Origin of the sequence: Winslowiella iniecta (genome assembly GCF_001267535.1) — a bacterium.
Lineage (GTDB): Bacteria > Pseudomonadota > Gammaproteobacteria > Enterobacterales > Enterobacteriaceae > Erwinia > Erwinia iniecta.
In genome coordinates, this window is the sequence record NZ_JRXE01000023.1 from 28,657 (window position 1) to 40,880 (window position 12,224).

The following is a 12,224-nucleotide window of genomic DNA, read 5'->3' on the forward strand; positions in this document are numbered from 1 at the left end:
AGCGGTACGCGGCGTGACCAAAGAGATCCGCATTCCAACACTGGAAGAGTGTGATGTTTGCCATGGCAGCGGCGCGAAATCGGGCACCAAGCCGCAAAGCTGCCCAACCTGTCATGGTGCAGGTCAGGTGCAGATGCGTCAGGGCTTCTTTACCGTACAGCAGGCATGTCCGACCTGTCACGGTCGTGGCTCAGTCATCAAAGATCCTTGTAACGCCTGCCACGGTCACGGTCGCGTCGAGAAATCGAAAACCTTGTCGGTGAAAATCCCGGCTGGTGTTGATACCGGTGACCGCATCCGTCTGACCGGCGAAGGTGAAGCTGGCGAGCACGGCGCACCAGCTGGCGATCTGTATGTTCAGGTTCAGGTGAAAAAACACCCGATCTTCGAACGTGAAGATAACAACCTGTACTGCGAAGTCCCGATTAATTTTGCCATGGCAGCACTGGGTGGCGAAATTGAAGTGCCGACGCTGGACGGCCGCGTTAATCTGAAAGTGCCTGCTGAAACCCAAACCGGCAAACTGTTCCGTATGCGCGGTAAAGGTGTGAAATCAGTGCGCGGTGGCAGCCAGGGCGACCTGCTGTGCCGTGTGGTGGTGGAGACCCCGGTCAGCCTGAATGAGAAACAGAAATCGCTGTTGCGCGAGCTGGAAGAGAGTTTTGGCGGCCCGACCGGCGAGAAAAACAGCCCACGCTCGAAGAGTTTCTTCGACGGTGTGAAAAAGTTTTTTGACGATCTGACGCGTTAATCATCATGGCTCCCTGCGACCGCAGGGAGCAATTTATCTTCACAATCACACGGTTACACGCCTTTTCCTGCCCGCAGTCATGCTGTCGATCCGACTTTTGTCAGAATTTTGTCAGCTTTTCCAGCCTGTTTATTTCCTGTTGTTGCAACCGATGCCATTTTGTTATTTCATGCGCCTTCAGTTTTTCTGATACTTAATAAGGACATTTATGAAAAAGCTTCTGGCGACCGCCGTATTCGCACTGCTGTTAACTGGCTGTGCACAGCAAACCTTCGTGATGAAACAGAATCAGACTTCAGCACCGAAACAAGTGACTACCCATCACTTCTTTGTTTCTGGTATTGGTCAGAAAAAAACGTTGGATGCTGCGGCGATTTGTGGCACTCAGGACAAAGTGGTGCGTGTTGAAACGCAACAGACTTTCGTCAATGGCCTGCTGGGCTTTGTTACCCTGGGGATTTATACCCCGCGTGAAGCTCGCGTTTACTGCTCACTGTAAGCAAGAGCATCAAACTAAAGCCGCTGATGCGGCTTTTTTTGCGTTCCTGAGTCTTTTTTATCCCGCCTTCACACCCAATCCGTTAACTGCTTAATTTTCCTTGAAATGCCAATAATTCGTTTTTTCCGAGCTTATCCTGCTGAATAAACTGTTATTTTCGATGATTTAAACGGCGTATGCTTCTGACCCTATACTGAAACAGGCAACAAACAGGGATTGAAAATATGTTTCTTCAGATCAAACGACTGGTTAAAAACGAGGCCACCAGTGGGGTGGTGCTGATCCTCGCGGCAGCGCTGGCGATGGTGCTGGCAAATACGGCGGCGACGCAACAGGGCTATCTTTCACTGCTGGCCACGCCGGTAGAGTTACGTTTTGGTGCGCTTGATATCAGCAAAGATTTGCTGTTGTGGATCAATGATGCGCTGATGGCGCTGTTCTTCCTGATGATCGGTCTGGAGGTAAAGCGTGAGCTGATGGTCGGCGCCTTAGCCAGCCGTGAGCAGGCAATATTTCCGCTGATCGCCGCCGTGGGCGGTATGGTCGTGCCGGGATTGCTGTTTTTGCTGTTTAACGGCAGCGATGAGGTGACGCGCAGCGGCTGGGCAATTCCTACCGCCACCGATATCGCCTTTGCACTCGGTATTCTGGCGTTGCTGGGAAGTCGTGTGCCGCCAGCGTTGAAAATCTTCCTGATGGCGCTGGCGATCATCGACGATCTCGGGGCGATTATTATTATTGCGCTGTTCTATACCAGTGAGCTGTCAATGACGGCGCTGACAGTTGCCGCAGCGGCAATTGCGGTGCTGGCTCTGCTGAATATCACGAATGTGCGCAGTACGGCGGTCTATCTGCTGGTCGGTATGGTGCTGTGGACTGCGGTACTGAAATCCGGCGTGCATGCCACTCTGGCGGGCGTAATTGTTGGCTTCTTTATTCCGCTGGCGAAGAAGGACGGGCACTCTCCGGCCGAACAGCTTGAGCATGGCCTGCATCCGTGGGTGAGCTGGCTGATTCTGCCGCTGTTCGCCTTTGCCAATGCTGGCGTGGTGCTGGACGGTGTATCGGCTGGCGATATGTTCTCGCTGTTGCCGCTGGGGATTATGGTTGGCCTGCTGATCGGTAAACCGCTGGGAATCACCCTGTTTTGCTGGCTGGCAGTCAGGCTGGGGCTGGCGAAATTACCACCGGGCACCACGATGTCGAATGTTGTCGCGGTCGGCGTGTTGTGCGGCATTGGTTTCACCATGTCGATCTTTATTGCCTCACTGGCTTATGGCGATATCGACCCGGCGCTGATTACCCTCGCTAAGCTGGGCATTCTGATTGGCTCGATAGCCTCTGCGGTTGTCGGCTATCTGCTGCTGCGTATCAAGCTGAAATAAGCACAACGGCAAATCTGTAATTGCAGGTTTGCCGTGTTTTTTTACGCCGGTTATACGCTAAGCTGGAATCTATCTGGCTGCAGGAAAGGAACATCCCCGTGCGCATGTCTCATATCAATTACAACCATCTCTATTACTTCTGGCAGGTGTGCAAGGAAGGGTCGATAGTCGGGGCCGCCGAAGCCCTGTTTCTGACGCCTCAAACCATTACCGGACAGATTAAAGCGTTGGAAGACCGTTTACAGGGCAAACTGTTTAAGCGTCAGGGGCGCGGGCTGGTGCCCTCAGAGCTGGGGCAACTGGTTTTCCGCTATGCCGACCGCATGTTTACCCTGAGTCAGGAGATGCTGGATATCGTTAACTACCGAAAGGAGTCGAACCTGCTGTTTGATGTCGGGGTAGCGGATGCGTTATCCAAGCGTCTGGTCAGTCAGGTGCTGGAGACCGCGGTGCGTGACGATGAGAAGATTCATCTGCGCTGCTATGAGTCGACGCATGAGATGCTGCTGGAACAGCTGAGCCAGCATAAGCTGGATATGATTCTGTCGGACTGTTCCATCGATTCTACCCAGCAAGAAGGGCTGTTCTCGGTGAAGCTCGGTGAGTGCGGTATCAGTTTCTGGTGTACCCGTCCGCTGCCGGATAAAAGCTTTCCGGCCTGCCTTGAGCAGCGACGTTTACTGATCCCAGGACGTCGTTCGATGCTTGGGCGCAAGTTGCTTAACTGGTTTCATTCACAGGGATTACAGGTCGAGATTCTTGGCGAGTTTGATGATGCGGCGTTAATGAAGGCGTTTGGCGCATCGAACAATGCCATTTTTGTCGCGCCGTCACTGTATGGACAGGATATCTATAACGATGATGAGATTGTTGAAATCGGGCGCATTGATAATGTGATGGAGGAGTATCACGTGATCTTCGCCGAACGGATGATTCAGCATCCTGCGGTGCAGCGTATCTGCAATAAGGATTTTACCTCGTTGTTTCCCGGCTGAAGTGATTTATCGCGATCGGGGTGCGGCAAACGGCTAAATGACAGACGTAAAAAAACCGGCGGTTAGGCCGGTTCTCTTCAAAGCCGATTAACAAATTAGCATTAAGCCAGTTTGTTGATCTGTGCAGTCAGGTTTGACTTATGACGTGCAGCTTTGTTTTTGTGGATCAGGCCTTTGCTTGCCTGACGGTCCACAATTGGTTGCATTTCGTTAAATGCTTTCAGTGCAGCTTCTTTATCGCCAGTAGCGATAGCCGCGTATACTTTCTTGATAAAAGTACGCATCATAGAACGATTGCTAGCGTTGTGCTTACGACGCTTTTCAGACGTTACGGCGCGTTTCTTAGCTGATTTGATATTAGCCAAGGTCCAACTCCCAAATATTTTCTATTGAGGACAATTCAAAGGCCGAGGAATATGCCTTTTTAGCCTTCGTTTGTCAATGGATTTGTGCAAATAAGCGCCGTTAATCTGACGGCACTTGATTACGTTGTGATGGCGCAGGATTCTACCAGCATCGTCATGCCGAATACAGCCTTTCCCGATAAAATTGTCTGTTATCTGACTAAGTGGCTGCCATCTCACTGAAAACAGCATCAGAATCCCCTAAAGGAGACAATCGCGGGTTAACCTTAACCGCTGTACAAGGTATAATCCGCCGATTTCCACAAATTTGAGTCAGCCATGAAGTTTATCCGCGGCATACATAATCTCAGAGAGCAGCATCGCGGCTGCGTGCTGACCATTGGCAACTTTGATGGCGTGCATCGCGGTCATCAGGCTCTGCTGGCACGACTGTGCGAAGAAGGGCGTCAGCGCGGTTTACCGGTGATGGTGATGCTGTTTGAGCCTCAGCCGCTGGAACTGTTTGCGGCTGACAAAGCGCCAGCGCGTCTGACGCGCCTGCGTGAAAAACTCCGTTACCTGGCTGAAGCCGGGGTGGATGCGGTACTCTGTGTCCGCTTTGACCGCCGCTTTGCCGCGCTGACCGCCCAAAGTTTTGTGGCCGATTTGCTGGTTAACAAACTTGGCGTGCAGTTCCTCGCCGTTGGCGATGATTTCCGCTTTGGCGCTGGTCGCCAGGGGGATTTCCTGTTATTACAGAAAGCGGGCGTCGAATATGGTTTTGACGTCATCAGTACCCAGACCTTTTGCGACAGCGGGAAGCGTATCAGCAGCACCGCAGTGCGCCAGGCGCTGGCGGAAGATAATCTGGCGCTGGCACAATCGCTGCTGGGGCATCCTTTCAGCATTTCTGGCCGTGTGGTACATGGCGATGCGCTGGGCCGCACCATCGGTTTTCCCACCGCAAACATTCCTCTGCGCCGCTCAGTTTCGCCGGTGAAAGGGGTGTATGCCGTGGAAGTTCATGGGCTTACTGAGCAACCGCTGCCCGGTGTCGCCAATATAGGTACCCGCCCGACCGTTGCCGGGTTACGTCAACAGTTAGAAGTTCATCTGCTGGACGTTGCAATGAACCTGTACGGACGCCATATAGATGTGGTGCTCTGTCAAAAAATCCGTAACGAGCAGCGATTCGCTTCGCTCGATGCGTTAAAAGAGCAAATTGCTAAAGATGTGGTGACTGCCCGAAACTTTTTTGGGCTACAAACACCGGTTTAAGAACTGAAACTGAACCGACAAACGGAACCGAGAATCTGATGAGTGACTATAAATCTACCCTGAATTTGCCGGAAACGGGGTTCCCGATGCGTGGCGATCTGGCTAAACGCGAACCGGGAATGCTGCAACGTTGGTATGATGACAATCTGTACGGCATCATCCGCGAAGCCAAAAAAGGGAAAAAAACCTTTATTCTGCACGACGGCCCTCCTTACGCGAACGGCAGTATTCATATTGGTCACTCAGTAAACAAGATTCTGAAAGACATTATCGTTAAGTCGAAAGGCATGGCGGGCTTTGATTCGCCGTATGTACCGGGCTGGGACTGCCACGGTCTGCCAATCGAACATAAAGTCGAGCAGATGATCGGTAAACCGGGCGAGAAGGTGAGTGCGGCTGAGTTTCGTGCGGCTTGTCGTGAATATGCGGCTGAGCAGGTTGAAGGTCAGAAAAAAGACTTTATCCGCCTTGGCGTGCTGGGCGACTGGGACCGTCCTTATCTGACAATGAACTTCCAGACCGAAGCCAATATTATCCGTGCGCTGGGTAAAATCATCGGCAATGGCCACCTGCATAAAGGTGCCAAACCGGTGCACTGGTGTCTGGATTGCCGTTCTGCGCTGGCAGAAGCGGAAGTCGAGTACTACGACAAAACCTCGCCTTCTATCGATGTGATGTTTAACGCCGTCGATACTGAAGCAGTAAAAGCGAAATTTGGCGCGACCAGCGTCACCGGCCCGATTGCGCTGGTGATCTGGACCACCACCCCGTGGACCATGCCGGCTAACCGCGCTATCTCGCTGCACCCGGAATTCGAATACCAGCTGGTACAGATCGACGGCAAAGCGCTGATCCTCGCCAAAGATCTGGTTGAGAGCGTGATGAAGCGCGCTGGCGTCAGCGAGTGGACCGTGCTGGGCAACACCACCGGTGCCGAACTGGAACTGATGCGTTTCCAGCATCCTTTCCTCAGCTTTGATGTGCCGGTTGTACTGGGCGAGCACGTGACCCTTGATGCCGGTACCGGTGCGGTACATACCGCGCCAGGCCACGGCCCGGATGACTATGTAATCGGTCAGAAATATGGTCTGGAAACCGCTAACCCGGTTGGCCCGGACGGCTGCTATGTCACCGGCACTTATCCAACGCTGGATGGTGTGAATGTATTTAAAGCTAACGATATCATCGTTGAGCTGATGCGTGAGAAGGGTGCGTTGCTGCATCTGGAAAAACTGTTCCACAGCTACCCACACTGCTGGCGTCATAAAACGCCGATCATTTTCCGTGCGACCCCACAGTGGTTTGTCAGCATGGATCAGAAAGGTCTGCGTGCGCAGTCGCTGAAAGAGATCAAAGGCGTGCAGTGGATCCCGGACTGGGGCCAGGCGCGTATCGAATCGATGGTCGCTAACCGCCCGGACTGGTGTATTTCACGTCAGCGTACCTGGGGTGTGCCGATGGCGCTGTTCGTCCATAAAGAGACGGAGCAACTGCATCCGCGCACGCTGGAGCTGATGGAAGACGTGGCCAAACGCGTGGAAGTTGACGGCATTCAGGCCTGGTGGGATCTTGACGCAAAAGATCTGATGGGCGAAGAAGCCAACGACTACGTGAAAGTGCCGGATACGCTGGACGTGTGGTTTGACTCCGGTTCAACCCACTCTTCGGTGGTGGATGTGCGTCCTGAGTTCGGCGGCCACAGCGCGGATATGTATCTGGAAGGTTCCGATCAGCATCGCGGCTGGTTTATGTCTTCATTAATGATTTCGACCGCGATGAAAGGGAAGGCGCCTTATCGTCAGGTACTGACCCACGGCTTTACCGTTGATGGTCAGGGCCGCAAGATGTCGAAATCTATCGGTAACACCGTCAGCCCGCAGGACGTAATGAATAAACTGGGTGGCGACATCCTGCGTCTGTGGGTGGCATCAACCGATTACACCGGTGAGATGGCGGTGTCTGACGAAATCCTGAAGCGCTCCGCTGATTCTTATCGTCGTATTCGTAACACCGCGCGCTTCCTGCTGGCTAACCTGAATGGCTTTAACCCGGAAACCGATATGGTGAAACCGGAAGAGATGGTGGTGCTGGATCGCTGGGCTGTCGGTCGTGCACTGGCGGCACAGGACGATATCATTGCCTCTTACGCTAACTACGACTTCCATGAAGTGGTACAGCGTCTGATGCAGTTCTGCTCGGTGGAGATGGGATCGTTCTATCTGGACATCATTAAAGACCGTCAGTACACCGCGAAAGCGGATGGTCTGGCACGTCGTAGCTGCCAGACCGCGCTGTACTTTATCGTTGAGGCGCTGGTGCGCTGGATGGCACCGATCATGTCGTTTACTGCCGATGAGATCTGGGGCTATCTGCCGGGTAAACGTACTCAGTACGTGTTTACCGAAGAGTGGTTCGACGGGCTGTTTGGTCTGGCTGAAGATGAGCCGATGAACGACGCTTACTGGGCTGAGCTGCTGAAAGTCCGTGGTGAAGTTAACCGCGTAATCGAGCAGGCTCGTGCCGATAAGCGCCTGGGCGGATCGCTGGAAGCCACTGTCACGCTGTATGCCGATGCTCAGCTTGCTGAGAAACTGAACAGCCTTGGCGAAGAGCTGCGTTTTGTGCTGCTGACCTCGGGTGCACAGGTGGCTGATTACGCGCTGGCAACCGATGAAGCGCAGCAGAGCGACGTGCTGAAGGGCCTGAAAATTGCCTTGCACAAAGCGGAAGGCGAGAAATGCCCACGCTGCTGGCATTACACCACTGACGTCGGTCAGAACGCGGAGCACGCAGAAGTTTGCGGTCGCTGTGTCACTAACGTAGCCGGAAACGGTGAAGAGCGTAAGTTTGCCTGATGCGTAAGCCACTTTTATCGACCGGATTGCGCTGGCTGTGGCTGGTGCTGGTAGTGATTGCTGTCGACTTTGGTAGCAAGCAATGGATTATGGATAATCTGATGCTGCACCAGTCGGTGCCAGTCATGCCATATTTTAATCTCTTCTACGCACATAACTACGGCGCGGCATTTAGCTTCCTCGCCGATAAAGGTGGCTGGCAACGTTGGTTCTTTGCCGGTATTGCGATCGCGATTGTTGTCGCGTTGCTGGTGATGATGTACCGCACCGCCGCCAGCCAGAAGCTTAATAATATTGCCTACGCGCTGATTGTTGGCGGCGCGATTGGTAACCTGTTTGATCGCGCTTATCACGGCTTTGTGGTCGATTTTATCGACTTCTATATTGGCGACTGGCACTTTGCCACCTTCAATATCGCCGACTGCGCTATCTGTATTGGCGCAGCATTGATCGTTCTGGAAGGGTTTATCACCCCGTCCGGAAAACAGGCTAAAGAGAAAGGGTAAGGCATGACTGATTCTGTACAGCGTGATAGCGCGGTGCTGGTGCACTTTACGTTGAAGCTGGAAGATGGCTCAACGGCGGAGTCGACGCGTGCCAATGGCAAGCCTGCCCTGTTTCGACTGGGGGATGGTAGCCTGTCAGAAGGTCTGGAGCAGGCGCTGCTGGGTCTGAAAACCGGTGATAAGCATAACTTCAGCTTGCCACCGGAGTCGGCCTTTGGTGCCGCCAGCCCGGATATGATTCAGTATTTCTCCCGCCGTGATTTTGTCCAGGCGGGCGAGCCGGAAATCGGTGCTATTATGCTGTTTACCGGCATGGGTGGTAGCGAAATGCCTGGCGTGATCCGTGAAATCTCCGGTGATTCGATCACCGTGGATTTCAACCATCCGCTGGCAGGGCAAACCATTCAGTTTGATATCGAGGTGCTGGAGATCGATCCGGTACTGGAGGGGACTCATGCAAATCCTGTTGGCTAACCCGCGCGGTTTCTGCGCGGGTGTTGATCGCGCAATCAGTATCGTTGAGCGCGCGCTGGAGATGTATGGCGCGCCAATCTACGTGCGTCATGAAGTGGTGCATAACCGCTATGTGGTCAACAGTCTGCGCGAGCGTGGCGCGATCTTTATTGAAGAGATTTCGGAAGTTCCGGATGGTTCAATTCTGATCTTCTCTGCCCACGGTGTCTCTCAGGCGGTAAGGGCCGAAGCGCGTGCGCGCGATCTGACCATGCTGTTTGACGCCACTTGTCCGCTGGTGACGAAAGTGCATATGGAAGTGGCGCGAGCCAGCCGTAAAGGCACTGAAGCCATTCTGATTGGTCACGCAGGCCATCCGGAAGTGGAAGGCACCATGGGTCAGTACAGCAACCCGCAAGGGGGCATGTACCTGGTGGAGTCGCCGGCCGATGTCGGTAAGTTGCAGGTGAAGAATGAAGACAACCTGTGCTTTATGACGCAGACCACGCTGTCGGTTGATGACACCTCCGACGTGATTGATGCCTTACGCCAGCGCTTCCCGAAAATCATCGGCCCGCGCAAAGATGATATCTGCTATGCCACCACTAACCGTCAGGAAGCGGTGCGTAGCTTAGCGCAGGATGCCGATGTGGTGCTGGTTGTCGGGTCGAAGAACTCCTCCAACTCTAATCGTCTGGCTGAACTGGCGCAGCGTGCCGGTAAGCTGGCGCGCCTGATTGACTCTGCGGAAGATATTCAGGAAAGCTGGCTGAGCAATATCAAATGCGTCGGCGTGACTGCAGGGGCTTCAGCGCCCGATATTCTGGTGCAGGAGGTGATTCAGCGCCTGCGCGAACTGGGTGGCGAACCGGCCATCGAACTGAGTGGTCGCGAAGAGAATATTGTGTTTGAAGTGCCAAAAGAGCTGCGTGTTGAGGTTAAGCAGGTCGACTGATTTTACATGTAGGGGCGGCGAGAACGGCTCCCCTACAACAATCATCTGCCTGAAACGATTAGCATTAAGTGTGTTGCCCCATCTTGTTATGTCCGCCTTTCAACGCATCTGATGACTATCAGGTAGACAATGATAGTTACCACGATATCAGTAATTAACAAAGTCTGACCAATAAAGCCTTCGATATCATTGTCTCCGAAGAAAAGAGCCGCCTTTTGCCAGAAGTAAAATTGTTTATCAGAAAGGGGCGTTGCAGGCCGTATCAGTAAAAAAGCCGAAGCAAAAATAATAATGCTAATCAGAAACTTAATCCCCGTCGGGACAGATCGCCTTTCCATTTGCGATTACCTCAATAATCCCATAAGACATTAATCCATTGGTTAACCGGATCTGTTGTGCCGCCAGCAATGACTGACGGATGGTTATAAAGTCAGAGCGATGTTCCAGAGTGATACAGCCCAGCGAAATACCATAAGGGCCGGGGGGATGAAGCCGGAAATTACCACGCTCCACGCCGTTAATCCAAGTTTAATCATTGATGCTATGATCATCGCTGTAAAGGGCAAGCCATTCAGCCTTAATGACGGGAGTCGGTGTGGTCCAGGAATATGAATCCCGGATGATATTGCGAAGAACCCCTTTTACGCCACCTGTCGGACGATCAACGATATGATATCGTCCTTCGGGTATAGGCCCGCTGTTCTGTATGCTCGCGCAAGCGGCGCGGTTGCGATAGACCCTGTTACCTGAGTAAGCCATAAAAGTGCCTACGCCAAATATCATAAGCGGAGAGAAATCGGCATCGTTAACGGTGAATGTCCCTTTCAGTGCCATTGCAGAGAGTCCTTTGTATAAAAAAGAACCATCTTTAACCGGTGCCAGTCGAAATTGCCACCTCGGAAACGCCAGAGTTTGATTAATCTCCTCCGGTAAATAAGAAGTGGCCAGAATAACGCCATGCTATTTGTTTTACTGATAATCCCTTCCCGCTGGCGTAAAATTCTAATTATGCTGTGATTATTGTGGCGCATTTGTAGCCACCTCGTTAACCTCTTTAGCCTTAGTACCCGCGAGTTTGCCGGTACAGGTCGTTGTCAGGAATTAATCATTATGAGTCATTCAGAAATCCGTATTGCCATCGTCGGTGTCGCCGGGCGCATGGGTCGTCAGCTGATTCAGGCTACTCAGCAGGCCGAAGGCGTGCGTTTAGGTGCAGCGCTTCAGCGCAAGGGCTCTTCGCTGATTGGAAGCGATGCGGGTGAATTAGCCGGCATTGGCGCTATCGGCGTGAAGGTGAGCGACAATCCCGAAGCGGTGGTCAATGATTTCGATATTCTGATCGATTTCACCCGCCCGGAAGGCACGCTGGAATATCTGGCGTTCTGCCGTCAGCACCACAAAGCGATGGTGATCGGCACCACCGGTTTTGACGATGCGGGTAAAGCGGCGATTAAACAAGCTGCTGAAGAGATTGGTATTGTGTTCGCCGCTAACTTTAGCGTCGGCGTTAACCTGGTGCTGAAGCTGCTGGAAAAAGCGGCCAAAGTGATGGGGGATTACGCCGATATTGAAATCGTTGAGGCGCATCATCGCCATAAAGTGGATGCGCCATCGGGTACTGCACTGGCGATGGGCGAAGCGATTGCCGATGCAATGGACTGGGATTTAAAAGAGCACGCGGTGTACGCGCGTGAAGGTTATACCGGTGAGCGCGAAGCAAAAACCATCGGTTTTGCCACTGTCAGAGCCGGAGATATCGTCGGTGAGCATACTGCGATGTTTGCAGATGTCGGCGAGCGTGTAGAGATTACCCATAAGGCTTCTAGTCGTATGACCTTCGCAAATGGCGCAGTTCGTGCGGCACAGTGGATTAGTGCGCAAAAAAACGGTCTTTATGACATGCGTGACGTGCTGGGTTTAGAGGATCTGTAAGTGTTGCGACCATCGTGATGTGGTTATTTTAATCATAAGTTTATGATTGTATGGGCAATAATTTTATTGCCCTTTTTATTTTGTGAAAACAGACGCCTCGTAGTTATTTCATTGAATAAGTCGTGTATCTTTCAGTTATCATCATTTTTTACCCCTCTCTGACGTTAATTTTGACCATTTGGTCTGGTTTCTCTCAATAAATGACTCCATTTTAAAATCATTTCATCAGGCAATCGGTTTTATCCGTGGGTTGAGTGCTGATTTCAGCGTG

Annotated in this window: 11 protein-coding genes and 1 pseudogene; 10 read left to right on the top strand and 2 right to left on the bottom strand. The window is 52.5% G+C overall.

All coding sequences use genetic code 11. The features are described from left to right. The 4 genes from NG42_RS15935 to nhaR all read left to right on the top strand — a co-directional run. A partial coding sequence (locus NG42_RS15935; RefSeq protein WP_052900785.1) for a molecular chaperone DnaJ occupies positions 1–751 on the top strand: 751 nt, incomplete at its 5' end. Positions 752–959: 208 nt separating this feature from the next. Further along, the gene (locus NG42_RS15940; protein WP_052900680.1) at positions 960–1,250 is read left to right on the top strand and encodes a Bor family protein; all 291 of its coding nucleotides are present in this window, start codon (positions 960–962) and stop codon (positions 1,248–1,250) included. Between the two features lie 224 nt (positions 1,251–1,474). Further along, entirely contained in the window at positions 1,475–2,635 is a 1,161-nt protein-coding gene (nhaA, locus tag NG42_RS15945; protein WP_052900682.1) for a Na+/H+ antiporter NhaA, read from the top strand. Positions 2,636–2,739: 104 nt separating this feature from the next. Continuing rightward, positions 2,740–3,630, top strand: coding sequence for a transcriptional activator NhaR (nhaR, locus tag NG42_RS15950; protein ID WP_052900684.1), 891 nt, complete (start codon positions 2,740–2,742; stop codon positions 3,628–3,630). 101 nt (positions 3,631–3,731) lie between these two features. On the opposite strand, the gene rpsT is transcribed toward nhaR, so the two are convergent. Then, a complete protein-coding gene (gene rpsT / locus NG42_RS15955; protein ID WP_052900686.1) occupies positions 3,732–3,995 on the bottom strand; it encodes a 30S ribosomal protein S20 in 264 nt (87 codons plus the stop codon). 318 nt (positions 3,996–4,313) lie between these two features. Here rpsT and ribF point away from each other — a divergent pair, with 318 nt between their 5' ends. From ribF to ispH, 5 genes are read left to right on the top strand one after another with little or no spacing between them, the layout of a single operon-like run. Beyond that, positions 4,314–5,252 (top strand): bifunctional riboflavin kinase/FAD synthetase, encoded by a 939-nt coding sequence (gene ribF, locus NG42_RS15960; RefSeq protein WP_052900688.1) that lies wholly within the window; start codon positions 4,314–4,316, stop codon positions 5,250–5,252. 38 nt (positions 5,253–5,290) lie between these two features. Beyond that, the gene (gene ileS, locus NG42_RS15965) at positions 5,291–8,107 is read left to right on the top strand and encodes an isoleucine--tRNA ligase (RefSeq protein WP_052900690.1); all 2,817 of its coding nucleotides are present in this window, start codon (positions 5,291–5,293) and stop codon (positions 8,105–8,107) included. Continuing rightward, entirely contained in the window at positions 8,107–8,613 is a 507-nt protein-coding gene (lspA, locus tag NG42_RS15970) for a signal peptidase II (protein WP_052900691.1), read from the top strand. Before ileS ends, lspA begins: the two co-directional genes overlap by 1 nt. A 3-nt stretch (positions 8,614–8,616) precedes the next feature. Next, entirely contained in the window at positions 8,617–9,087 is a 471-nt protein-coding gene (gene fkpB, locus NG42_RS15975; protein ID WP_052900692.1) for an FKBP-type peptidyl-prolyl cis-trans isomerase, read from the top strand. Further along, on the top strand, positions 9,068–10,021 hold the full coding sequence (gene ispH, locus NG42_RS15980; RefSeq protein WP_052900693.1) for a 4-hydroxy-3-methylbut-2-enyl diphosphate reductase: 954 nt from the start codon (positions 9,068–9,070) through the stop codon (positions 10,019–10,021). The genes fkpB and ispH overlap by 20 nt, the downstream gene beginning before the upstream one ends. 306 nt (positions 10,022–10,327) lie before the next feature. Here ispH and NG42_RS15990 read toward each other — a convergent pair. Next, positions 10,328–10,855, bottom strand: a pseudogene (locus NG42_RS15990) (DUF2778 domain-containing protein). 276 nt (positions 10,856–11,131) lie between these two features. Between NG42_RS15990 and dapB the strand changes: the two are divergent. Then, a complete protein-coding gene (dapB, locus tag NG42_RS15995; RefSeq protein WP_052900697.1) occupies positions 11,132–11,953 on the top strand; it encodes a 4-hydroxy-tetrahydrodipicolinate reductase in 822 nt (273 codons plus the stop codon). The last annotated feature ends 271 nt before the right edge of the window (positions 11,954–12,224 follow it).